Below are 23,814 nucleotides of genomic sequence, written 5' to 3'. Positions count from 1 at the left end.
TGCCCAGCCATGAAGGTCACCCTTATCCCAGTGACACCATTCCAGCAAAATTGTTCGATCGTTGTGTGCGAGACAACCGGTCGTGCGGTCGTTGTCGATCCCGGCGGCGACGTCGAACGGATCATCAGTGCGGTCGGACAACTCGAAGTGAGCGTCGACAAGGTGCTCCTCACGCACGGGCACCTGGATCACTGCGGCGGAGCAAAGGCGCTCGCGGATCACTACGGCGTAGAGATCCATGGACCACACGCCGAAGACGCTTTCTGGATTGAACAGTTGCCGGCTCAAAGCAAACGCTTCGGCTTCGGCGAGGCGCAGGCCTTCACGCCCGACCGGTGGCTGCAAGATGGCGACTCGGTTCAGTTTGGCGACGAAACCATGGAGGTCTATCACTGCCCCGGACATACGCCGGGCCATGTGATCTTCTTCAGCCGCGTGAATCGCGTGGCGCTGGTAGGTGACGTGCTGTTCGCGGGCTCGATCGGCCGTACGGATTTTCCGCGTGGCAACCATTCCGACCTTGTGCGCTCCGTGAAGGAAAAGCTTTGGCCACTGGGCGATGACGTCACGTTCGTACCGGGTCACGGACCCACATCCACGTTCGGGCATGAACGCCGAACCAACCCGTTTGTCGCCGACCGGATGACCGCATGAACACCGCTACCGCCATTCCTGAAATTTACGTCAGCACGGATGTCGAAGCTGATGGCCCTATCCCCGGACCGCACTCCATGCTGAGTTTTGCGTCGGCGGCCTACACGGAACACAAGGAGCTGATCGGCACGTTTTCAGCGAATCTGGAGACGCTGGAAGGTGCGGCGCCTCACCCGATTCAGGCCGCTTGGTGGAAAACTCAGCCCGAGGCATGGGCCGCATGCCGGACCGACCTGCAGCAACCGCTCATTGCATTGCGCGCGTACGTGGAATGGGTCGAGGCGTTGCCTGGCAAGCCGGTGTTCGTCGCGTATCCGGCAGGCTTCGACTTCACTTATATGTTCTGGTACATGATGCGTTTCGCTGAACGCTGTCCGTTCTCCTGGTCGGCGCTCGACATCAAGACGCTTGCGTTCGCACTGACCGATCTGCCATACCGGAAGGCGATCAAACCGCGTTTGCCGAAACACTGGTTCGATGAACTCCCGCATACTCACGTCGCGCTCGATGATGCCGTTGAACAAGGGGCTCTCTTCTGCAACATGCTTGCCGAATTGCGGACTCAACGGACATTGCTGGCGTCGCTAAAAGCGGCTGTCGAAACGCCGGACGGTACTGACATCGAAGGACAAAACGCGCAGTCTGGGCGTTGAGTTAGGCAATATTGCTCAGAGTTGGCGTTTGACATTGCGCTTCCTTTCTGCCCCCTCTACTATTGGACTTGGTAGCGACCGACAGGAGGCGCAGTTGACTCTCGACACGTTTTCACAAAAAATCCTGCGACTTCTGCAACTGGACGCCCGCCGTTCGGTTCAGGAGATATCCGACCAAGTCGGGCTTTCGAGCACTCCGTGCTGGCGGCGTATCAAGGACATGGAGCAATCGGGCGTGATCCAGCGGTACACCGCGTTGCTCGATCGCGAAAAGCTTGGCTTGCATGTCTGCGCACTCGCTCATATTCATCTCACGCGTCACACAGAAGGCGGCGTCGAGCAATTTGAACGCGAGATCATCACGTGCCCGGAAGTCACCGAGTGCTACAGCACCACCGGCGAGGCCGATTACATCTTGAAAATTGTTGCGCCGGACATCAAGTCGTATGACGCTTTTCTCCACGACCGCATTTTCAAGATTCCAGCGGTCGCGCAAGTGAGGACCAGCGTAGTCCTGCGCGAAATCAAATTCGATACACAATTGCCGCTTTAAGGCAGCTTTCAAATACATTAATTCCGTCGCGCTAATCCAGGCGTGAAACGGCAATAGATTCAGTAATGACAATGCCCGGCCCGTTTCTTACAGTTCGCGAAAACCGAATTTCACGCGCACCTAGCTTTCGCTTGAGTGCGTCAAAGTCGCCGAGTTCTAGACTGGCCAGTTGACCGTCGCTTAAGTCTGCGGGAAGCGTCACGTCGATATCAAGGCCGCTACTCAGATAATGCAGGTTCAGCGCGCTGTAGGTGAGACCATGAGCCCCCAATACGGCGCTAATGGCATCACTGACTGTCGAACGCGTTGGCATTCTGGGCGGCGGCGGGTTGATTTCATCATTTTCCGGATCGACGTGAATCAATGAATCCAAAATGTGGGTATTCGTCAACAAGCGCGCTCGCGCCAATTCCGCAATGTAGTGACCCTCTGAAACTGAAATGAGGGGATCGACGAGAATATGCGCATCGACAATGGCGAGATCGCCCATTTTCCGCGTACGCAATTCATGCACGTCGCGAACACCCGGAGTGGCGCGTAACAACATGCGTAACTTCTCGGTTTCGGCCTGATCCAGTGCGCGATCAGACAAATCCTGCAGGGCATCCCATCCGAACGTCCATCCCATCCGAGCGACCATAAAACCGACGATTGCGGCCGCGATAGGGTCGAGCAAACGCCAGCCGGCCATACTCCCAATAATGCCGATAGCGACGACCAGCGACGACGCCGCGTCCGAGCGAGCGTGCCACGCATTTGCGATCAGCAGTGCCGATCTCACGCGTTCGGCCGCGCGGAGCATATAGCGGAACAATAGTTCCTTAGAAATCAGAACGAACACCGCGACAATCAGTGCACTTGCGTGAACCTCCGGGATGTCTTGAAGATTGGTAATACGTTCACCTGCTCGCCATAACATCCCCACGCCGACGGTAATTAAAAGTGCGCCGAGAAATAATGAAGCGACTGTTTCATAACGGTTGTGACCATAATTGTGATCGTCGTCAGGAGCAGCGGTGCTATGCCGATTGGCCAGGAGCACGATGAAGTCCGACACCAGGTCAGACAGTGAATGAATACCGTCGGCTATCAGGGCCTGGGAATGCGCAAACATGCCGACGAAAATCTGTGCCACCATCAGCACAGAATTCACCGCGATACTAGCGAAGGTTGTTTTTCGGGCTACGTCCTGCTTTTCTGCGGCGCGCGCCGTTGATTGCGACATGTCATCACTCGAAGTCATCGTTTGACTGAATTTTACCAAGCTGCACTGCCACATATTCGATCAAAAACGAAAAACTCTATAAAAATCATAGATTTATGTTGAACGCGACGTGTTCTCATGTCATACCGTGAATTCTGTCGCCATACCGCACGGCCGGTTGATTTCAACCGTGCCGACTATCGGCCGACCGCCACGCAGGCGCAAAAAAGCCGCACCGTTTTAATGGTGCGGCTTTTTCAAACAATCCACCTCTTACTTCTGAATCAGGAAGTTATCGCGCTCCTGACCGGCAATCCATTTCGGCGGCTTACCGCGGCCCGACCACGTGCTGCCGCTGTCCGGGTCGCGATACTTCGGGGCAACACCGGCACGCGGACGCCCGGCGTTTTTCAAATTCTTGCCGCCGCGGCCACCTGCCAATTCAGCAAGCGTGATCCCATAGTCGGCCATCTTCTGCTTGATTTCATTGAGAACTTCGGCATATTCCCGCGACTTCGCTTCTTCAATCTGTCGTTCGAGATTTTCGCGCTGCGCGAGAAGTTCCTTGTAAGACGGCATGATCTGTTCCTTGTGGTTTGCAGTGTACGAGTCGTCGCCCGTTCCGGTTATAACGTTAAGCCTCTCAATGAATCGCAGATTAACACAAGTAGGATTCTGCGCGCGTTTCTACGCTATCGATTTAAATCAGTTCAGTCGAACGGGCGTACGTAACAATTCGTGATATTCCGTGAAAATTAGCGTGCTTACGCATTCATCTTACTTACATCGTTAAATTAACCTGCAAAGTCTTTCATGGAATGAAAATAACCCGAAACGTACCGACTAAACCTTCCATCCCGTGCGAGTTTGCCCAAATTCTCCCGTCGTCGTAACACCATCTCGTAATTTAGCGACATAAAGACGCGTATCGGGTGATCACAAGTTCAGACAATCACCTATGCCGTTCAATACAATCGATCAACGCAGCATTCAGTTCTGTGCGAGTTTGTTTCGGTTTATCGAAGGTGAAACGATTGCGCGCTCCGGGCGTCCTCAGATCGCAACCATATTTGTCGATACCCATTAGTTCGAGCTCTGCCGGCCGCGCGGGAGAATCGGCAAATAATTCCAGGAGCCGATGCTCATTCTGTTCGGATAACGGTTCGAGTGGATCAAGCGCCGTTGCATCCAGCCAACCCATTGCACCAAAACCGCCTATATACCTCATGCGTTCCAGCGACATGATCCAGAACGTGAAGTCTCCCAATTCGAGATAACGCGCGGCATCCGGGTGATATCGCAGATAGCGGCGCGCCAGTTCATCGACGGATTCAGGCGGCGCCGGAGAAAACGAGCCGAGCATGGTAAGACGCTGGCCTTCGAGAATGGCATCGCTGGCCGTCTGGGTAATCAGAAAACCCGCCCGCGCGTCCAGTTGCAGATTGCGCGTGTGTTCGGCCAGATGGCTAATGAGCACCATTGGCACGTGACGGGAAGTCGGCGCGAACGGTAATGCGGTCGGGTAAGGGAAACCGCGTGGCTCACGCGAGTGCGTGGCAAGCGTGCCGTGCGGCACTTGATGCAACAGATGCAACGGAGCATGCGACGGGATATTCAAAGCGGGACCTCACGAGGAAATTCACCAGCGGCCCTGCAGGCGAACCAGATAAGCGCAGCGAGCGGCCCTTGCGATCTTAAAGCACTAAAACCAGGTCCGTCCGCAACCCGTTAGAATTGAAAGCTTCGCCGGCCAATGAAAGGGCCGGCCGTTAAAACAAGAAAGCAAAGAGAGCAATTCCTGTGTCCGAATCTGTCTCAAGTGCCCGCGCCGTCGGGCACGACACCCCGAATGCCGTGCATCGGCGGCTTCCCGCGGCAAAACGCGAGCGTGCGCGCTACGCGACCATGGCCGTGTTTTTCATCGCCGGGATGCTGTACGCCTCCTGGGGCGTGCACGTGCCCACGGTGCGCGACAAATTTCACCTGAGTCCCGGATCGCTGTCCATTGCGCTCCTGGCGGTTGCCCTCGGCTCGATTGTCGCGATGCTCACCAACGCGCCGTGGATCGCGCGCGTCGGCACTCGTCGCGCGTGCCTCGCCGGCGGTATCGGCATGACGATTTGCGGCGCGCTGATCCTGGTCGCGCCGTTCTACTGGCTGCTGCTGGTCGTGCTGGCGCTGTTCGGCTTCAGCATGGCCACACTCGATGTCGCCATGAACGCGGAAGCCAGCGCCGTTGAAGAAGCGCTCGAGCGGCCCATCATGTCGTCGCTGCACGGCATGTTCAGTGTCGGCGGGATGGCCGGTGCGGCCGCCGGCGGCGCGTTGCTCGCGCACGGCATGCCGCCGGCCGCGCATCTCGCGCTCGCTTCAGTGGTCAGCTTGATCGTGCTGCTGGTGTCGATGCCCGCCGTGCTGCCGCACGTCCCTCACGCGGACCATGTACATGGCGGGTCGTCGTCGAATCGCTGGCGCTCCAGGGCCTTGTGGGCGCTCGGCGGCATGGCGTTGGTCGCGTTGATCGCCGAAGGGGCCATGTACGACTGGGCAACGGTCTACATGCGCGACGTTGTGCTTGCCACGCCTGCGCTGTCCAGCGCGGCCTACGCGGCCTTCACCGGCGGCATGGCGGCCGGACGCTTCGGCGGCGACGCGGTGCGTGCCCGCTTCGGCGCGCCTCAGCTCATCTTCGCGAGCGCGTCGCTGGCGTTTGTCGGCATGCTGGCGGCGCTGTTGCTTCCGAATGCGGTCGTCACGCTCGCAGGATTCACGCTGATGGGGCTTGGACTCGCGAACATGATGCCGGTGCTGTTCGCGGCGGCGGCGCGTGTGGAAGGCGTGAGCCCGGCGGAAGGACTGGCGCAGGTCGCGGGGCTGGCTTACTTCGGCTTGCTGTTCGGGCCGGTGCTGATAGGCGGTGTGGCGCAGTTGAGCACGTTGCCGATCGGGTTGTCGGTGGTCGCGGCGTGCGCCGCGCTGATCGCGCTCGTGGGACCAAGAATCATGAAACAGTTGAAGCTGTGAACGGACACGTCGCGGTCACCGGATTGCACCACGGTAACCGGCCGCAAGCGCCAACCATTCGATAAGCATTGATCAATTCATTGGCGACTACTTGCCAAATCACCGCGCAAAAAAAACGCGCTGACCGAAATCAGCGCGTTTTTTTAAGAATGAAAATCGTCGAAGGCGGCCTTGGTCGAAACATCACGACCATGACCGCTCGCGGCAATTACATCTTGACCACGTCCAGCAGCGTCTTCTTGCCGCCCTTGTAGTCGTACAGCGAGATCACGCCGTGCTTCAGGTCGCCCTTCGAGTCGAAGGTCGTTTCGCCGATCACACCCTTGTAATCCGTATTCGGCATGGCTGCCAGAATCTTCGCCGGATCGGTGGAATTGGCGCGCTTCATAGCATCGACAATGATGTACACCGCGTCATACGTGAACGGAGCGTAGATCTGGATCGGCTGGCCAAAACGCTTCTGGAACTTGGCCGCGAATTCCGCGCCGCCCGCCATCTTCTCGAGCGCCATACCGGCTTCCGAGCAGACGATGTTGTCGGTTGCATCGCCAGCAAGTGACGACAACTGGTCGGTACAAACCCCGTCGCCCGCCAGTACCTTGGCACGCAGGCCGAGTTGCTTGGCTTGCTTCGCGAACGGGCCGCCGGTTGCGTCCATGCCGCCGAACATCACAGCGTCAGGATTTTCGCCCTTGATCTTCGTCAGAATTGCGCGGAAGTCGACAGCCTTGTCGTTGGTCGCATCATGCGACATCACGTTCATGCCGAGCGACTTGGCAGTCTTTTCGAACTCGTTCGCGAGACCCTGGCCGTAAGCGGTTGAGTCATCGACAATCGCGACGCTCTTCAGCTTAAGTTCCTTGGATGCATAGTTAGCGAGTGCCGGACCTTGTTGTGCATCGGTTGCCACAACGCGATACGTCGTCTTGAAGCCTTGCTGCGTGTACACCGGGTTCGTTGCCGACGGCGAAATCTGCACGATACCCGCATCGCTGTAGATCTTCGAAGCCGGGATCGAGGTGCCCGAATTCAAGTGGCCAACCACGGCGACGACTTTATCGTCGACGAGCTTCTGCGCCACTTGCGTAGCCGTACGCGGGTCAGCCGCGTCATCTTGCGGGTCGAGTTGAAGCGTGATCTTCTGGCCGCCGATCGTCAGACCCTTGGCATTGATTTCTTCAACTGCGAGGCGCGCGCCGTTTTCGTTGTCCTTGCCCAAGTGGGCAATACCACCGGTCAACGGTGCAACGTGACCGATCTTGACGACCTCGTCGGCCGTAGCGGTTGTTGCCATCGAGGCGAACATTAGCGCTGCAGCGCTGATAGGCAACAATTTGTGAAGCTTGGTGTTCATGTAAGTCTCCAGTTTCGGTCCCAAAAACAACGGTGTCGCCCTGTGCTTCGTCTTCGTCACGTTTCGCTCAGCCCCGTGGACGACCACGCCGGATGCATCGTCATGCACTTGGCTCGTACTTCCGCGGGCCGTTTATGACGACCAGCATCCGTACTGCGCGCAAGTGTAGGGTTGTCAAATTAATTTGGGGAAGTTTTTTAGGATAGTGGTGAGACTACTAATAAGAGATGTGTTGAGAAGCGATTGAAAGTGTGCTGGTGCAGTGCGCAAAGGTCCTGTTCATGCGGTTCTTCAGCAGATTGACACGTTTTCCCAAGTGAGCGTTCACGGCATGCTAGAGGCAACGCTTTAGTTTTAGCCGGCCATGCCGTTAATATCCTGTCCGCTTGTTTCAAGTCAATTGCGCGGGTTAAGAACTCGGTTAAGGACTCAGTGACGGACTCAGTGACGGACTCAGTGATCGACTCAGTGATCGACTCAGTGATCCACTCAGATAAGCACTGGGGTTAGCACTATTAACTAGTCGCCGCTTTACAGCCGGGTGCCGTGCTCCATGACGACTGCGCAAAGTTGCGGAATCGTCGCTAAAAGCGCGCCGCCGCGTGCATGGCCTACAGCCTCTTTACAGCCCGCGCCCTTGCCAGCAAGGCGCATCGAATGGTGGCACACTGCTCGGCTGCGGTTCGTCCCCTTTCGTCCCCTATCATTTGGCCCCACTCATTCAGGCATCAGCCAGGAGCTTCATCATGACCGTGACATCCCGCTGGATCGACATTCCTGCAAACGGCGACACCTTCCAGGGCTATCTCGCGTTGCCCAAAAGCGGCAAAGGTCCGGGCGTCGTCATCATCCAGGAAATCTTCGGCGTGAACTCGCATATCCGCGCCGTGGCCGACCAGTACGCGGCCGATGGTTACGTCGCCCTCGCACCGGACATTTTCTGGCGCGTCCAGCCGCGCGTGGAACTCGGCTACGACGGCGCAGACCGCGAGAAGGCAATGGAAATCTACGGCAAGCTCGACGTGGCGCATGCAGTCGCCGATGTCACCGCCACCGCCGCCGCGCTGCGCGCACTGCCGGAAGTCACGGGCAAGGTCGCGGCTGTCGGTTATTGTCTCGGCGGCCGGCTGGCGTATTTGTCCGCTGCTCAAGGTGCATTCGATATCGCCGTGGCCTACTACGGCGGCGGCATCCAGAACGAGCTGGACCAGGCCGACAAGGTCAAGGTGCCGATGCAGTTCCACTACGGCGCACTCGACGCCCACATCCCGTCCGCCGCGGTTGACTCGGTCAAGCAGCGCTTCGCGGGCAAGGACGCCCAGGTCCACGTGTACCCGGGCGCCGATCACGGCTTCAATTGCACGGACCGCGCATCGTACAATCAAGCGGCGTCGGCACTGGCGCACGGCCGCACACTCACGTTCCTCGGCGAGCATTCCTGACTCGGCGCACTGCCGCGCGGACTGCACGGTTGGCCGCCTTAGAAGACGGGACACAACCGCATTAAAGTAGGGGGAACCTTGCAGTCCGAGTATCTCGACTACGACGCGATCGGCTTGGCCGAGCTCGTGCGCAGCGGCCAGGTTAGCGCGCGGGAACTGATCGATACGGCAATCACGCGCGCCGAAGCCGTCAACCCGGCGCTCAACGCCATTGTCCTGAAGGACTATCAGGCAGCGCGTAACCGCGCGAGCCGTGGCGGGCGCGACGGCTCCGGCACCTTGGGCCAAGGTCCGCTCGCGGGTGTTCCCTACCTCATCAAGGATCTGGGTGCGGCGGTCGCGGGTTTGCGGATGTCTATGGGCTGCCGCCATTTCCAGCATTTCACGCCCACGGAAGACTCGCCGATCGTTGCGCGCTCGAAGCAGGCCGGGCTCAACATTTTTGGCAAGACCAACACGCCGGAAATTGGCCAGATGCCGTACACCGAACCTGAGTTGTTCGGCCCGGCGCGCAACCCGTGGGGACTCGATTACACCACCGGTGGTTCCAGCGGAGGCGCCGCGGCGGCGGTCGCAGGCGGCATCGTCCCGCTCGCGCACGCGGCGGATGGCGGCGGGTCGATCCGCATCCCGGCGTCGTGTTGCGGGCTCTTCGGCTACAAGCCGTCGAGCGAAGTACAGCCGCAACTGCTGCCCGCACCCGGTGACCTGGGGGTGGATCATGCCGTGTCGCGCAGTGTCCGCGACAGCGCCCTGTTGCTCGATCTCACGTCGTCCGGGCAATCGAGCGCTTTCTTCCGGGCCGCCGGCGAGCCGTGCGGGCCGTTGCGCATCGGCTATATGGAAGAGCCGCAGCTTGCAGGGGCGTTGTCGGCGGATGTAAAAGCCGCTCTCGACGATGCCGCCAGGCTCGCTGAATCGCTCGGTCATCATGTGGAGCCGGCGTCTTTCGGGCTCGACTTCGGCGTGCTCGCTTATGCGTTCCTAGTGATGTGGTCGGTGCTGGCCGAAGAGATTGTGCTGCATGCCGACCGCATCAGCGGCCAGAAACCGAAGCGCGCTGATTTCGAAATTGCATCGTGGGCGATGGCGCATATTGGCCGGAAGATTGGCGAGCGCGATCTGCCGGCGGCGCTGGAAACGCAGCGTCAGTTCAAGGCGAAGATGGCTACGCTGATGTCGCGGTATGACGTGTTGTTGACACCCACGCTGGCGGCCGCACCGTTCAAGATCGGCGCCAAGCAGCCGAGCCAATTCGAGCGTTTCCAGATGCACGTGCTCTCGGCGGTTCCTATTGAACCGTTGTTGCAGCGGATGTTGTCGGTTTCTGCCAAGAAGGCGTTTGACTGGGCGGGTTGCACGGAGCTTTTCAACTTTACCGGTCAGCCGGCGATGTCCGTGCCGCTCTACTGGAACGCCCGCGGCATGCCGATCGGCGTGCAGTTCGCCGGGCGGATAAACGACGATGCCACGTTGTTCCGGCTGGCGGCGCAACTAGAGGCCGCGAGGCCGTGGTTCGCCCGCCGCCCGGCGTTGATGGCGGCGAGGTGAAAGAAGGCTTTGGGTTTGCCCAACCCAAGAGACGACAACCTAGCCTGAGCGCTTGGAAAAGCGGTAATGCGCGACGCCCCATTCGTTGCCGCCCGCGTACCCGAACAACTCGGCCACCGCCATATAAAACATGCGCCAGCGCTGAAACCAGATACCGGCGTCAGCCGCGCCATACGTCTGGACCATCAGCGGCATCAATTCGGTGCGCGCCGCGTCCAGATTCGCCAGCCAGTGATTCGCTGTCTTTTCATAATGCGCGCCGCTGACCCACCATTGACGGTCAATGGTGAGATCGTCCTGGAAATGCAGCAGCAACGCCTCCGACGGCATCGTCCCGCCCGTGAAAAAGTACTTCGACATCCAGTCGCTGCCGTCCTTCACCTCAAAGTGATAAGCCAGCGTGCGGTGCGCGAACACATGCACAAAAAGCTTGCCGTCCTCGCGCATCCAGCCAGAGATCTTGTTCAGCAACAATCGATAGTTCTTCATGTGCTCGAACATCTCGATCGACAACACGCGGTCAAACCCATCGCCGAGCAATGCCGGATCGAACTGATGATCGACGATATTCCCCGTCACCACGCTCAGATTGGTTATGCCGCGCTCGGCTGCCTCGCTCTCGATAAACTCGCGCTGCCCCTGCGAATTCGATAAAGCCACGATCTGCGAGCGCGGATAAGTTTCCGCCAGCCACAGCGAGAGCGAACCCCAGCCGCAACCGAGATCGAGAATGCGCTGGCCATCGGTGAGTTGCGCGCGGACGGCATATTCATCAAGCATGGCGCGCTCGGCCTGATCGAGCGTTTCCGTTCCCGTCCGATACAAGCAGCACGAGTACTTCAGGTGCTCGCCCAAATGGCCATGAAAAAACGCCGCCGGCACCTCGTAGTGCTGCGTGTTCGCGGCTTGCGTTTCGATCGCGATCGGGCTTGCCCGCAGTTCATCGACCAGACGATTAAAGCGCTTCGAACGCGCTTCCCCATCGTCGATACCCTCATCGCGTAGACGCTGTTTCATCAGGCGGCGCATTCCCATGCGCACGAGCGAGTCTGGAAGCCGGCCGCGCTCGCACCAGTCGATCAGCCAGTTCTCCGTCGGCACTTCTTTTTCTTGTGGTTGTGACATAACCGCTCGCGATGGCAGGTCGCTCATGTGGAAACTCCTCGCTATTATTATTTAAGGATGACGCGGCGGCCATGGAATCAATGCACTGGTTGTACGCATGTAATCGGCATATCCCGGGCGCTTTTTAGCCGATTCCGCTTCAATCATGGGGACGCCCGAGACTTTCATCAGCAGCCACGCCATCAGCACGGGCGGCAACAGCATGGCGAAAATCCACGCGCCAACGCCGATGGCGAGCGGGATGTACGCGACCCAATGCACGCACTCGAAGAAATAGTTCGGGTGCCGTGAATAACGCCACAAGCCCGTGCGGCATACAGTGCCATGATTCGCCGGATCCGCTTTGAACACGCGCAACTGATGGTCGGCGAGCGCTTCGCCCAAAATCGAGATCACCCAGATCACCGCCGCCAGCGCGACCCAGGCAGCGCCCGGCGGCGTTGCACGATAGGCCGGTACGAAAAACGCGAGCGACAGCAGCATCGAAATCACGACTTGCATCTGGAAGAACCAGAACATTTTTTTGTTCGCATCGGCGCCCCATTGCTCGCGGAACTTGTGATACCGGGGATCTTCAGCGTGACCGGCATTGCGCTTCCAAAGATGCAGACCGAGCCGAATGCCCCACACGAACCCGCCAATTCCGACCACGACCCGCGTGTGGAGGTCGCCCTCGGCGAGTACTGCGACCAGCACTGCGACCGCGCCTAGCGACATCGCCCAGACGGGATCGACCATCCCGGCATTCTTCGATTTGATTTGCCAAGCCCAGACCGCCGTGAAAACAACGATGAGCGCGATAAAAGTGATAACGGCAACGGTGAGCGGTGGCATGAATTCCTCGATGTCGATTTTTTGTTCGTTAGATATAGATGGCATCGACTGGAGAGCGATTGCAATTACGACCCGGACTACGACTTGGAGTAATTACGCACGTTGTCCTCCGGCGGATGCGCCGACGCAAGGTAGCCAAGCAGTAGTGGAAGCACAGCAAGCGTCGACGTTCAGAACGAACGCGAGCACGAGATATTCCCGACGATAACCGGGAACGCGGAAACGGTGCGTCTTCCGACACACCGTTTCCGATCGACAGGCGTGGAAAGTGGAAACCGAAGCCTTAACTCGCCGCGCCAATCAGCCCATCGGACTGCTAAACCAGCGCCGGCAATCCTTCCACCAGCAAAAACGCAATCAGCACGCCGAGCAGCGCGCCAAATACACGCAGCGTGTTCTTCCGGAATTGCGTTGCGCACGGTACAGCGCCGAGAAAGAGAATGCCTGCAAGCGCCATCGGGATAATCAGGATGAAGTCGCCGATCGTGAAGTAGGTGGTCATACTCGTCTCCCATCATTCGTGCTCAGCGTCCACCTGGTTGCATGAGACGTCGCACTGTCGATTCGAGTATAGGCCGTTGTTTGAGCTTTATTTGTGCCGCTTTGCGCAAACGTTAGCGAACGATCCACGAAACGCCTTATGGAGCGGGACTTCGCGGCCAGATGTTTTAAGCGGATACGGAAAAACCCTCGCCCGCCAGTATTTACAAATAACTTTCATTACGTTCACACGTGTATCTAAACGGCAAGATAAGCGGTCAGATAAGCGGTCAGATGAGCGATCAGGTACGCGATCAAGCGTTCAGGTGCCGTTCTCTCCGACGCAAATATTCGGCGCCGCCCAAACCGATTAACAGCAGAACGAATACGAAGCTGCTTACGCCCGGCCAGCCGGCGATAGTCCAGAAATGCCCACCCCACGAACCAAGCACGCTGGAGCCGATGTAATACGCCAGCAGATAGAGCGCGGCTGCCTGTCCTTTCGGGCCTTTCGCCAACAAGCCGATCCAGCCGCTTGCGACCGAATGCCCGGCGAAAAACCCGAATGTCATGCATGAGATGCCGGCGATCACCATGGGCAGCGAACTCGACAAAGTCAACGCCACGCCGAAAATCATTAGCAGGAGCGCGGCGATCAGGACGCGGCCACGGCCGAAGATATCGGCCATTTTTCCGGACCAGGGCGATGCCACCACGCCCGTCAGATACACCACGAAGATTGCGCCAATTTCCGTCTGGCTCAGGTTGAACGGTGCCGCGATCAACCGATACCCGACGTAGTTATAAAGCGTCACGAAACTGCCCATGAGCACGAAACCCATCAAGATCACGCATCGCAGGCCACGGTTTTTCAGATGCCCGGCCAGCGCTGTCCGATGATGGCGAAATCCCATCCCGGCGCGCGGCACGAAACGTCGTGATGGCGGCAGGAGCGCACGAAACGCCAGCGTGGCGAGCAGCCCAAGCACCCCGATCCCGCCGATAGCCACGCGCCACGAAAAGAAGTCCGCGAGAATCCCGCTGACCACGCGCCCGGCCATGCCGCCGATCGCCGTGCCGCCGACATAGAGTCCCATCGCGAGGCCGAGGCCGTCGGGATGCACTTCCTCCGCGAGATAGGCCATTGCGACGGCCGGTACGCCGCCAAGCGCAAGACCTTCTAACGCACGCACGAACAGCAGCGCGTGCCAGCTCGGCAAGAACGCCACGATGATCGTCAGCAATGACGACGCCGTCAGCGACAGCGTCATCAACCGGTGCCGGCTCCAGCCCTCTGCAACAAAGCCGGCGATAAAAATCGCCACGGCGAGTGAAGCCGTCGTCACCGATACCGACAGCGCACTTTGCGCCGGACTCACGCCGAACGTCTTGGTGAACTCCGGAAGGAGCGGCTGCACACAGTAGAGCAGCGAGAAGGTGGCGTAGCCTGCAAATAGCAAGGCAATCGCCGCTTGCCAGTAAGCAGGCGAGCCACGTTCGAGATACGGCAAGGGATCAGGGGGAAGCGAGGTGGACGAAGCTGACCGGGACGGCGCCGGCGATGAAGTCACAAGTGGATCTCCGGTGGCGAATGCCTTAACGATACCGTGATCGTCAGGGTTGTGCCGGACGCCGCGCCGAGCGCTTTCAATCAACTTTCGAAAAACAGTTGGATGAAAATTCGTTGTTCCAAAGCGATGCAAGTTTTCGACCCACGCGAATTGATGCGCTAAAGTAGAACATCGTTTCAGCCGAAATCATCGGAACAGGACTGCAGTTTGCAGGCATTCGAGGAATTTACGCGCGGCACTTCAGTTTCGTGCACTGGACCTCACGCTCCTGTGCTTCATGCAGAACCGACCGGCACGCGCACTGTTTTGCCGGCACACCTCGGGGAGTCATCATGCAAATTGGTTCAATCGTTCGCTCCGTCCATATCGCTGTGCCACAAGGCGCACGCGGGATCGTCATGCGGATTCTCGGCGACATGGCCATGGTCGCCTGGTACGCGGATGAACCCGGCACGTCGGAGCTGCTAAACACGGAACCCTTCTTCCTCGAAGATCTGATCGATACCGGCGAACTCGTTCGCCCGACCAACGCGCTCATGCATTAAGGAATTACCGCGTTTCAGAACTCTGTTTCGCTGTAAGCGCGCATCGCTGATGCTTCCCCCCGCGATGCGCGTCACAATGCAGGGATGAACCCGAACCATTCCGATGCACCGCGCGCGTCCGGAGACAATCTGTCTCTCTCCGGCGACGACGCTAATCTCCCGCCTCCGCCTTTCGCCGAACTCACGCCCGAGCGTGTGCTCGATGCGCTCGACAGCGTCCTGATGCCGCTTGGCGAACGCACCGACGGCGGCATGCTTGCGCTCAACAGCTACGAAAATCGTGTGTACCAGGTTGGCATGGAAGACGGGCCGCCGATGGTCGCGAAGTTCTACCGGCCCTTGCGCTGGTCCGACGACGCCATTCTCGAAGAGCATGCTTTCGTTTCGACGCTTTACGAACGCGAAATCCCGGCGGTTCCGGCACGCGTGCTGAACGGCGCGTCGCTGCATACCTTCGAGGGTTTCCGGTTCTCGATCTTTGAACGGCGCGGCGGGCGTGCGCCGGATATCGACCGGCCGGAGACGCTGGAATGGCTCGGGCGTTTTATCGGCCGGATTCACGCGGTCGGGCAGATCAAGCCGTACGTCGAACGGCCTTCACTCGATATCCAGACCTTCGGATACGAACCGCGCGAGTTTTTGCTGACCCACGGATTTGTGCCGAAGGACGTGCGGCAAGCGTATGAAACCGTGGTGAAAATGGCGCTGGAAGGGGTCGAGCGATGCTACGAGCGAGCCGGTGACGTCAAAAGCATCCGGCTGCACGGGGATTGCCATCCAAGCAACGTGTTGTGGACAGACGCGGGTCCGCACTTCGTCGACTTTGACGATAGCCGCATGGCGCCTGCTATCCAGGATTTGTGGTTGTTGCTGCCGGGCGACCGCCCGGAGGCAACGCGCGCATTAGGGGATTTGCTGGCCGGGTACGAAGATTTCTGCGATTTCGAGCCGCGCGAGCTGCACTTGGTCGAAGCACTGCGCACGCTGCGATTGATTCATTACGCGGCGTGGCTGGCCCGTCGCTGGAACGATCCCGCGTTTCCCGCCGCTTTTCCGTGGTTCAACACGCAACGGTATTGGGAAGACCGGATTCTGGAGTTACGTGAGCAGGTCGGCGCGATGGAAGAAGGTCCGCTCTGGCCGGTTTGACGGGTTTCGGCGGTCGTTTGCCCGTGTCTCTTTGCCGCGGCTGGCGCGCCCCTCCTGCGCCGGCCGCGTAACGTGACTATTGAAGATTTTTATTGCTCATGTAATGATAACCATTATCATTTGAAAGTTTGACATCGCCGATGTGCTTGTTAGCCGCATCGATGAGAAATCCATCCGACGCATCCCCTTATTCGCCATGCCCTTGGAGAGACGCGTGAACGCGCCTGAGACTTTTGAACCCGCGTCCAACGTGACCACGATGCCGTACGCGCCGCGCGCCGGCCGCCCTATTGACGACGCCGAGCAATACGTTCGCAAACAGCGTTCGCGCCGCGCAACCTTCATCAAATGGCTACGCAAGGTGCATGGCTGGGTCGGTTTGTGGGGCGCCGTGCTGGGGTTGTTGTTCGGGACAACGGGGTTTCTGCTGAATCATCGCGCCGGTCCGCTGAAGATTTCGAGCGGAGAACCACAGGTTTCGCAAATGCAAATGGCCGTACCCGAACACGGTCTCAAGTCGCCGATGGAACTCGGGAAATGGCTCAAGCAGGAACTCAGGCTCGACGGCAATATCGGCCGGTCGAAACGTGAGTCTGCGCACGCGGTGGGCTGGGGCGATCAGAAGACCATGCAACCGGAGTTGTGGACGGTGGCGGTGGCGTCGCCAAGCGGGTCGGTATCGGCGGAATACTGGGTGGGGAACGGCTTTGTATCGGTGAAGAAGAGCGAGAACAGCTTTCTCGCGACCATGAGCAACTTGCACAAAGGCGTGGGATTGAGCGTGGGCTGGGTGCTGCTGATCGATACCCTGGCGGGTAGCATTATTCTGCTGTCGCTGACGGGCGTGTTGCTCTGGACCGAGTTGAATAAGCGCAAGACGGTGGGCGCGATGATTGTGATGGCGTCGATTGTGGCGATGGTTTGGATGGGGTTGATGTGATGGCTTCGGTCTTCAATTGCGCGGGTGCCTGAATCTGGAACCCGCGAAAACCACGCGCATCACAACAATTATTACGTTTCAAACCGAATTTTAAGATGCCGCCGATATTAAGCTCACTCAGACCCGGGCCGATCAGCGGCATGGCGGCAAACTTAGTCGCTTGATTTCGATGATCGCAGCGCCCACCAATCCTCCCGAAAAGGCGGCGCCCGTGACTCGAGTTTTTCACGCACATTCAACGCCAAATCCGGACGAAGGCGGCTGGCAAGCACTCCCGCAACACCTCAACGCGGTCGGTCAACTCGCAGTGCAATCGGCACGCACTTCGGCGCATCCAAACTTGCGGAAACCGCCGAAAAACTCCACCACCTTGGTAAGTACACCGACGCATACCAACAGCGCATCCGTGGTGGCTCGCGCGTGGACCACGCAACGTGGGGCGCGAAGATCGCGCACCAACCCAACTGTACGGCCCGCTTTATGGCACGCAACTCAGGCAAGCAACTCAGGCACGCAACTCAGGCACGCAACTCAGGCACGCAATTCATGCAGCTTGTTGCCATGGATCTGTACAGCCACCGCTATGGTTCGCAGCTTGACGTACCCATGCTTCCCGACCCTGGCCGGCTGATTTATTAAGCCTGTTCCAGACCGGTTTGATCCACCCGGTGAGGCAGAGGGAGTAACGGTCGAAGCCGATCACGCATCCCATCGCGACATACAAAGGAGAGAACCGTGGCATACGGAATACGTTTGCACGTCCAGGGCGAGCGCGCGTTGTTCACCCGGCCGGAGATGAAGGTTGAGCGCGTGTCCTATGACGTCATCACACCGTCCGCTGCGCGCGGCATCCTGGAAGCAATTCTGCGTATTCCGGTGATCGTGACCGCTCATTCCGGCTGAACGTGACCGTTGCGCATGAGATGGTGCTACGCGATTAGATCGTAATATCTGCGGTCACGATGGGTCGATAGTTTGCTCCTTTTTGCTGGTTGTTGGTCGTTCCGTTCGCAGCGAGTCGCCGGTCAGCGTAAATCGATGATGGCGCTGCATGATCCGGTCGAGAATGGCGTCGGCAATGGTGGCGTCGCCGATCCAGGCATGCCAGTGCTCAACTGGTAATTGACTCGTAATGATCGTGGCTTTGTTGGCAGCGCGATCGTCAATGACTTCCAGGAGATCGGATCGGGTCGTGCTGTCGATTGCGCCCATGCCCCAGTCGTCCAGGACCAGCACATCAGTTTTGGCCAACTGGAGTAGCCATTTGCCGAAGGCCCCGCTGCCGTGCCGAATGCGTAGTTCTTCCTGCAGGCGGGGTACACGCTGATAGATGGCGGAGTACCCTCGACGACAGGCGTGTTGCGCCAGTGCGCAGGCGAGCCAGGATTTTCCGGCGCCAGTCGGACCGGTGATCAAGACACTGTGGCCGGCACTAACCCAGTCTCCCAATGCCAGGCTCATTACCTCGCGCCGGTCGATCCCGCGGCCCGAGCGAGCGTCGACGTCCTCGATGGCCGCCTGCGCATATTTCAGATGCGCGTTCTTCAGCAGACGCAGCAACTTGCGGTCGTTGCGGCAATGTACTTCGCGGTCAACCAGCAGCGCCACGCGTTCCTCGAAGCTCATCGCAGCCATGCCGGGCTGGGTCAGTTGTTCTTCCAGGCCCGTCGCCAGGCCGTCCAGTTTCAATGTACGCAGTTGCGCCAAAGTGGTGTGCATCATCATTGCAGAATTCCTCATTGGTAGTAGCCGGGGCCGCGGACGTGGGCATGGTTGGGGCTGACCCAGTCGCCGGCTGTTGCTGGCGCGCTTTGGTCACGGTTGTTGACCAGGATGTCGCGTACGTGGCGGTACTGGCAGGCGCCGATCTGCAACGCCAGCGTGCAGCCCGCTTCAAGCCTGGGCTTGCCGAAGCGCTTAGCCAGCGACAGCAAACCCAGGCAGGCGCGGTAGCCGTGCTCGGGATGCTTGTTCTCCTGCATTAGTCGCGTCACCGCCTCGGCGGTAGCCGGGCCGATACTTTGACCCCAGTGGATCAGGCGCTGCGGCGTCCACTCCATGTGGGCGCGATGCGCGGCCGGCATGTGTGCGGCGGTGGTGGTGAAGCCGCCGTGCCGGCTGCTGCGCGCATGGCTGGCCACTCGCTGCCCGCGATGCATGAGCTCGACCACCGCGATCGTAATGCGCGCTTCCAGCACTTGCCCGACCAGTGCGTGCGGCACGCTGTAGCGATGCTGCTCGACCTCGACGTGATAGTCGATGTGGGCCTTGACGGTCTTGAAGTGCGCCATCTCATAGCGCTGCAACGGCAAGGGCAGCAAGGCCGGCGCGTCGAGTGCGGCAAAGGTGCTTGCACGGCTACCGGGCAGCTTCTGGAACGGCTTCTCGTTGAGCCGCGTCAGCAAAGGCGCGACAGCCTGGTTCACTTCATGCACGCTGGCGAACTGCTGATGACGTAGGCGCGCCATGATCCAGCGTTCGACGATCTGCACCGCCGACTCCGCCTTCGCCTTGTCCTGCGGATGATAGGGACGCGCCGGCAGAATCGAGGTGCCGTAGTGGCGCGCGAAGTCGAGCACCGTGTCGTTGCTGCGCGGTTCGTATCGGTTGGCGTCCGAGATCAGCGCACGTGGGTTGTCGGGCACGATGAGCTGGGTCACGCCGCCGTAAAAGCTCAGTGCGCGCGCCGTTGATTCAAGCCAGTCAGCCATCGTCTCGCGCGGCGTGGCACAGGCAAAGGTGTAGCTGGAGGCACCCATCGCGGCGACGAAGATGTGGGCCCGGCTGCCATCGGTCAATGCGATGGTGGGGCCGGCGTAATCGATGAACATCTTCTCACCTGCGCGGTGAATCTGCCGCATCGAGCGCTTGAGCTGCCTGGCGAAGCGCCGATAGTTGTCGCAGAACTGGGAGTAGGCGTAGGTCTGGCGGTCCGCGTGCTCGGCCCGGTATTCCTCCCACAGCAGCATCAGCGTCATGCCCTTGCGGCGCAACTCCTGGTGCAGGCGACCATAGTCCGGCTGGACATGATTACGTGGCTTCTGGGGCGCCACCAGCAGTCGCCGCTCAAGTGTGATCTCGTCGGCATCTTGCACCATAGGCCAGTCCAGGCCCGCTGCCGCGGCGAGCCCCACATACTTGGTGACGACGCCTTTGGAGATGCCCAGCGCGCCAGCAATCTGCTCGTGTGAAAGTTTGGCGTCCAGTTTCAAACGCAATACGTCTTTTATCTTACGCATATTGATCCTTGGTGCGGGCACGCTGTCTCCAGACGAAAAAGCTGGAAGCGTACCCACTCAGTTGCTCATATGCGTAACATCATTCCTGCGCCGTACAACGCCATTCCGGCATCGTGACCGATGATTCCGGTATCGTGACCAGTGATTCCGGAGGTCCTCCGAAATCGGTCACGTTCGCCCGGAATGAGCGGTCACGATGAACCAGAATGGTCGGTCACGTTCGGCCGGAATCATCGGTCACGATGCTCCGGAATACCCACAATTCACTGGAAACCGGCCATTCGTTGGGTCGTCGACCGGATTCAGGTGCTCAACGAGATTCGCTTCGACACTATCCGTCGAAATGAAGTCGCGAGCAAGATCCCGGCATCGAGCGCGCGATCGGCCATGAAAAACGGCACACTGAAGGGCCTCGTCAACTACGTTGATGAAGACCGGCAGCAACGCGCGGCGTACATTCTCAAGGACGTGGCGTACATCATTGAAGCGCACATCGAACTCACCGATAAGGCCGAAGAAGGAGACTCGATCGGCAAACACCTCGATATCTTTAACCGGCGCGCGCGCAAAGGTCAGTGTTTTCAAATCCCATGCCCAGGCGTGCGTGAATTTCCCGCCTGTTTCAGTTTGCTGGAAGACGATGCCCCCCTCTGCGAGCCGCATTCATCGCTCATGAAGGTGAAGGATCTCGGCTGGATGCTTCACGACATCGACTTCAAGAATGCCATGACGCCGCACTTCTTCAGGGCGTCCATGAAGGATGGCTGGATCGACGTTCCGCCCTTACCGTTCGTGGAACGCCCGGCATGATCCTCACCGCTCTTGTCGAGTATTACGAACGGCTCGCTGCTCAGGGCAAGGTACCCGCGTTCGGATTGACGCAGGAAAAGGTCGGCTACTCGATCCTGTTGAATCGCGACGGCAAAGTGAAGGACGTCATTAATCTCAGCGATTGCGCCGACAAGAAATCGAAGTGGACAATGCTCACTGTTCCTGCGTCGTTTAAACGCTCCGGTATTGCACCACCTCCATTTTTTTTGTGGGACAAGACCGCATTCGTTCTCGGTGTGGAGCAAAAAGCGGGGGCCGATACACCGACGCTCAATCCGAGATCATGCGAAGTTTTCAAGGATCTCCATCTGGATCGTCTCGCCGGGGCAACCGACGATGGGCTTGTCGCGTTACGCAAGTTCATAGAAACATGGATTCCGGGCGAGTGGCGGCAGTGCGAACACATCGTTAAACACACCCCGGCCATTTTCAGCGCGAACGTCGTCTTCCGGCTCGATGGTGAACCTGGCTACATCCACGAGCGACCCGCGGCGCAGGAACTGGTCAAGCGCTACAGCGCAGCCGACGAAGCGACCCTTGGCTTGTGCCTGGTCAGTGGAGAAGCGCGCCCGATCGCGCGTCTTCATCCTGCTATTAAAGGCGTGTGGGGATCGCAGGCGTCAGGGGCATCCATTGTCTCGTTCAACCTCGACGCCTTCAACTCATACGGCAAGGATCGCGGCGCCAACTCACCCGTTTCCGTGCATGCGGCCTTCGCTTACACAACGGTGCTGAACCACTTGTTGCTGCGCGATCCGCGTCATCGTCAATGCGTTCAGATAGGTGACGCAAGTGTGGTGTTCTGGGCGCAAGCCAAGGATCAACACCAGCAGGAAGCAGCGGAAAGCCTGTTCTTCAGTACGCTTGAACCACCGCCCAGCGACTCCGCCGAAGCCGCCAAGCTCAAGCATGCGCTTGATGGGGTATCGGAGGGACGTGCGCTGCACGACCTCGATCTGAATTTCGATTCAGCCGCAAAGATATTCGTGCTTGGGTTGTCACCGAATGCGTCCCGGCTTTCGGTCCGCTACTGGTTCTGCGAGAGCATTGGCGTGTTCACCAAACGATTCTCACAGCATTACGACGATCTCGCGATCGAACCCACGCCGTGGAAAACGCCACCAGCCCCCTGGCGCCTGCTGCGCGCTATCGCGGCACAGGAAAAGACTGAAAACGTCTCGCCGCAACTAGCAGGATCGGTGATGCGCGCGGTGCTCGGCGGCGGACGTTACCCGCGCACTTTGTTGAGCGCCGCGATCATGCGCATGCGCGCAGATGGAGATATTTCCGGACTTCGCGTGGCGTTGTGCAAAGCCGTTTTGACACGCGACCAGCGTCTCGACAATGAAGATGTTCAAGAGGAGGTCCCTGTGAGTCTCGATAGAAGCAATACCGCGCCGGGTTATTTGCTCGGGCGGCTGTTCTCCGTGCTGGAAAGCATTCAGGAAGCCGCGCTGCACTCTGTCAGTGCGAGCATCAAGGACCATTATTACGGGTCCGCTTCTGCCATGCCCGCAGGCATATTTCCGGTCCTCATGCGTGGCGCGCAAAACCACTTGTCCAAGGCGATGAAAGACCCGAAGGAAAAAGGACTCGCGATATCGCTCGAAAAAGAAATGCAACACATTATCGATGGTCTTGGCTGTGAATTTCCAAAGACGCTTCGACTAGAAGACCAGGGCCGCTTTGCCATCGGCTACTACCACCAGCGCAACGAACGTTTCCGCTCGAAGGCTGGCAAAGACGACGCCGCAGAAATCATCACCAGCGACATCCTGGAGACAACCGTATGACCATCCTCGCTAACCGCTACGAATTCGTTTATCTGTTCGATGTCACCAACGGCAATCCGAACGGCGATCCCGATGCGGGAAACCTGCCCCGTCTCGATCCCGAAACCAATCTCGGCCTCGTCACCGATGTCTGCCTGAAACGGAAGATTCGCAATTACGTGACGCTGGAGAGTGGCAACAAGGCCGGTCACGCCATCTATATGCAGGAGAAAGCCGCGCTCAATCTTCAGCACAAACTGGGTTATGCGGCGCTCAATCTCGTCCCGGTGGACAAGAAGCTGCCTAAGGATGCGAAGGACGCGGAAGCGCTCACCAAATGGATGTGCACGAACTTCTTCGATATCAGGGCCTTCGGTGCAGTCATGAGCACCGGCGTGAACTGCGGACAAGTGCGCGGTCCGATTCAACTGGCTTTCGCTAAATCGATAGAACCCGTCGTGCCGATGGAAGTCTCCATCACGCGCATGGCCGTCACCACCGAAAAGGACGCCGAGAACTCTAACCGCACGATGGGTCGAAAACATATCTTGCCCTACGGACTATATCGGGCGCATGGCTTCATATCTGCGAAGCTTGCCGAACGCACCGGCTTCACTGAAGACGATCTCGAACTCGTCTGGCGTTCGCTGACCAACATGTTTGAGCACGATCGCTCAGCGGCCCGCGGCGAAATGGCCGCGCGCAAACTCATCGTGTTCAAGCACGAAAACGCTTTGGGCAACGCGCCGGCGCATACGCTATTCGATGCAGTAAAAGTCGATCGCGTAAAAGAGGGAGCCGATCTGCCCGCTCGATACTTCTCCGACTACGCCGTGTCGATCGATACAACGAAGATTGCGCGCGGCGTCGAAGTCATCGATCGAATCTGATCT

The 23,814-nt window shown here is 58.8% G+C and carries 23 protein-coding genes and 1 pseudogene; 14 read left to right on the top strand and 10 right to left on the bottom strand.

Annotated elements, in window-relative coordinates:
- Positions 1 to 9: 9 nt before the first annotated feature.
- From BSU04_RS44700 to BSU04_RS44690, 3 genes are all read left to right on the top strand, one after another.
- Positions 10 to 654, top strand: coding sequence for an MBL fold metallo-hydrolase (locus tag BSU04_RS44700; protein WP_089166553.1), 645 nt, complete (start codon positions 10 to 12; stop codon positions 652 to 654).
- Entirely contained in the window at positions 651 to 1,307 is a 657-nt protein-coding gene (locus BSU04_RS44695) for an exonuclease (protein WP_089166552.1), read from the top strand. Before BSU04_RS44700 ends, BSU04_RS44695 begins: the two co-directional genes overlap by 4 nt.
- Positions 1,308 to 1,401: 94 nt before the next feature.
- Complete coding sequence (locus BSU04_RS44690; protein ID WP_062168666.1) at positions 1,402 to 1,860, top strand: Lrp/AsnC family transcriptional regulator; 459 nt, start codon at positions 1,402 to 1,404, stop codon at positions 1,858 to 1,860.
- Positions 1,861 to 1,891: 31 nt separating this feature from the next.
- Here BSU04_RS44690 and BSU04_RS44685 read toward each other — a convergent pair whose 3' ends face one another.
- The 3 genes from BSU04_RS44685 to BSU04_RS44675 form a co-directional block, all read right to left on the bottom strand.
- On the bottom strand, positions 1,892 to 3,085 hold the full coding sequence (locus BSU04_RS44685; RefSeq protein ID WP_089166551.1) for a cation diffusion facilitator family transporter: 1,194 nt from the start codon (positions 3,083 to 3,085) through the stop codon (positions 1,892 to 1,894).
- 252 nt (positions 3,086 to 3,337) lie between these two features.
- Positions 3,338 to 3,643 carry an H-NS histone family protein gene (locus BSU04_RS44680; protein WP_089166550.1) on the bottom strand — a complete coding sequence of 102 codons (306 nt, stop codon included), beginning with the start codon at positions 3,641 to 3,643 and terminating at the stop codon, positions 3,338 to 3,340.
- A 373-nt stretch (positions 3,644 to 4,016) separates the two neighbouring features.
- Complete coding sequence (locus tag BSU04_RS44675; RefSeq protein ID WP_089166549.1) at positions 4,017 to 4,682, bottom strand: HugZ family pyridoxamine 5'-phosphate oxidase; 666 nt, start codon at positions 4,680 to 4,682, stop codon at positions 4,017 to 4,019.
- Positions 4,683 to 4,864: 182 nt separating this feature from the next.
- Here BSU04_RS44675 and BSU04_RS44670 point away from each other — a divergent pair, with 182 nt between their 5' ends.
- A complete protein-coding gene (locus BSU04_RS44670) occupies positions 4,865 to 6,088 on the top strand; it encodes an MFS transporter (RefSeq protein WP_373452932.1) in 1,224 nt (407 codons plus the stop codon).
- Positions 6,089 to 6,296: 208 nt separating this feature from the next.
- On the opposite strand, the gene BSU04_RS44665 is transcribed toward BSU04_RS44670, so the two are convergent.
- Complete coding sequence (locus tag BSU04_RS44665; protein ID WP_089166548.1) at positions 6,297 to 7,442, bottom strand: branched-chain amino acid ABC transporter substrate-binding protein; 1,146 nt, start codon at positions 7,440 to 7,442, stop codon at positions 6,297 to 6,299.
- Positions 7,443 to 8,188: 746 nt separating this feature from the next.
- On the opposite strand from BSU04_RS44665, the gene BSU04_RS44660 reads away from it, so the two are divergent.
- Complete coding sequence (locus BSU04_RS44660) at positions 8,189 to 8,884, top strand: dienelactone hydrolase family protein (protein WP_089166547.1); 696 nt, start codon at positions 8,189 to 8,191, stop codon at positions 8,882 to 8,884.
- 78 nt (positions 8,885 to 8,962) lie between these two features.
- Positions 8,963 to 10,435 (top strand): amidase, encoded by a 1,473-nt coding sequence (locus BSU04_RS44655; RefSeq protein ID WP_089166546.1) that lies wholly within the window; start codon positions 8,963 to 8,965, stop codon positions 10,433 to 10,435.
- Positions 10,436 to 10,474: 39 nt separating this feature from the next.
- Here the strand turns inward: BSU04_RS44655 and BSU04_RS44650 are convergent, their stop codons facing one another.
- The 4 genes from BSU04_RS44650 to BSU04_RS44635 all read right to left on the bottom strand — a co-directional run bounded on the left by BSU04_RS44650 (position 10,475) and on the right by BSU04_RS44635 (position 14,445).
- Positions 10,475 to 11,560 (bottom strand): SAM-dependent methyltransferase, encoded by a 1,086-nt coding sequence (locus BSU04_RS44650; RefSeq protein WP_089166617.1) that lies wholly within the window; start codon positions 11,558 to 11,560, stop codon positions 10,475 to 10,477.
- 51 nt (positions 11,561 to 11,611) lie between these two features.
- Complete coding sequence (locus BSU04_RS44645) at positions 11,612 to 12,394, bottom strand: DUF1295 domain-containing protein (RefSeq protein ID WP_089166545.1); 783 nt, start codon at positions 12,392 to 12,394, stop codon at positions 11,612 to 11,614.
- 316 nt (positions 12,395 to 12,710) lie between these two features.
- Positions 12,711 to 12,896 carry a hypothetical protein gene (locus BSU04_RS44640; RefSeq protein ID WP_031357016.1) on the bottom strand — a complete coding sequence of 62 codons (186 nt, stop codon included), beginning with the start codon at positions 12,894 to 12,896 and terminating at the stop codon, positions 12,711 to 12,713.
- 292 nt (positions 12,897 to 13,188) lie between these two features.
- Entirely contained in the window at positions 13,189 to 14,445 is a 1,257-nt protein-coding gene (locus tag BSU04_RS44635; RefSeq protein WP_256983959.1) for an MFS transporter, read from the bottom strand.
- Between the two features lie 332 nt (positions 14,446 to 14,777).
- On the opposite strand from BSU04_RS44635, the gene BSU04_RS44630 reads away from it, so the two are divergent.
- The 5 genes and pseudogenes from BSU04_RS44630 to cas5 form a co-directional block, all read left to right on the top strand.
- A complete protein-coding gene (locus BSU04_RS44630; protein WP_047895387.1) occupies positions 14,778 to 14,990 on the top strand; it encodes a hypothetical protein in 213 nt (70 codons plus the stop codon).
- Positions 14,991 to 15,074: 84 nt separating this feature from the next.
- Positions 15,075 to 16,139 carry a serine/threonine protein kinase gene (locus BSU04_RS44625; RefSeq protein WP_089166544.1) on the top strand — a complete coding sequence of 355 codons (1,065 nt, stop codon included), beginning with the start codon at positions 15,075 to 15,077 and terminating at the stop codon, positions 16,137 to 16,139.
- Positions 16,140 to 16,353: 214 nt separating this feature from the next.
- On the top strand, positions 16,354 to 17,079 hold the full coding sequence (locus tag BSU04_RS44620; protein WP_373452931.1) for a PepSY-associated TM helix domain-containing protein: 726 nt from the start codon (positions 16,354 to 16,356) through the stop codon (positions 17,077 to 17,079).
- 480 nt (positions 17,080 to 17,559) lie between these two features.
- Positions 17,560 to 17,718: a hypothetical protein gene (locus BSU04_RS46975; protein WP_179258647.1), complete on the top strand. Its 159-nt coding sequence runs from the start codon at positions 17,560 to 17,562 to the stop codon at positions 17,716 to 17,718.
- A gap of 96 nt (positions 17,719 to 17,814) precedes the next feature.
- Positions 17,815 to 17,961 (top strand): annotated as a pseudogene (cas5, locus tag BSU04_RS44615) (CRISPR-associated protein Cas5); the annotation flags it as partial.
- 75 nt (positions 17,962 to 18,036) lie between these two features.
- On the opposite strand, the gene istB reads toward cas5, so the two are convergent.
- Both istB and istA read right to left on the bottom strand, forming a co-directional pair.
- Positions 18,037 to 18,804 carry an IS21-like element helper ATPase IstB gene (gene istB / locus BSU04_RS44610; RefSeq protein WP_089166543.1) on the bottom strand — a complete coding sequence of 256 codons (768 nt, stop codon included), beginning with the start codon at positions 18,802 to 18,804 and terminating at the stop codon, positions 18,037 to 18,039.
- 11 nt (positions 18,805 to 18,815) lie between these two features.
- A complete protein-coding gene (gene istA, locus BSU04_RS44605; RefSeq protein WP_089166542.1) occupies positions 18,816 to 20,339 on the bottom strand; it encodes an IS21 family transposase in 1,524 nt (507 codons plus the stop codon).
- A gap of 162 nt (positions 20,340 to 20,501) precedes the next feature.
- Between istA and cas5c the strand changes: the two genes are divergently transcribed.
- Genes cas5c through cas7c form a run of 3 tightly spaced genes read left to right on the top strand, consistent with a single transcriptional unit; the run spans position 20,502 to position 23,811 of the window.
- Complete coding sequence (cas5c, locus tag BSU04_RS44600) at positions 20,502 to 21,128, top strand: type I-C CRISPR-associated protein Cas5c (RefSeq protein ID WP_089166541.1); 627 nt, start codon at positions 20,502 to 20,504, stop codon at positions 21,126 to 21,128.
- Positions 21,125 to 22,942: a type I-C CRISPR-associated protein Cas8c/Csd1 gene (gene cas8c, locus BSU04_RS44595; RefSeq protein ID WP_089166540.1), complete on the top strand. Its 1,818-nt coding sequence runs from the start codon at positions 21,125 to 21,127 to the stop codon at positions 22,940 to 22,942. The genes cas5c and cas8c overlap by 4 nt, the downstream gene beginning before the upstream one ends.
- The gene (gene cas7c / locus BSU04_RS44590; RefSeq protein WP_089166539.1) at positions 22,939 to 23,811 is read left to right on the top strand and encodes a type I-C CRISPR-associated protein Cas7/Csd2; all 873 of its coding nucleotides are present in this window, start codon (positions 22,939 to 22,941) and stop codon (positions 23,809 to 23,811) included. Before cas8c ends, cas7c begins: the two co-directional genes overlap by 4 nt.
- Positions 23,812 to 23,814 lie beyond the last annotated feature (3 nt).

The organism is Caballeronia sordidicola, from assembly GCF_002220365.1.
Lineage (GTDB): Bacteria > Pseudomonadota > Gammaproteobacteria > Burkholderiales > Burkholderiaceae > Caballeronia > Caballeronia sordidicola_C.
This window is presented reverse-complemented; position numbering and strand designations above follow the sequence as displayed.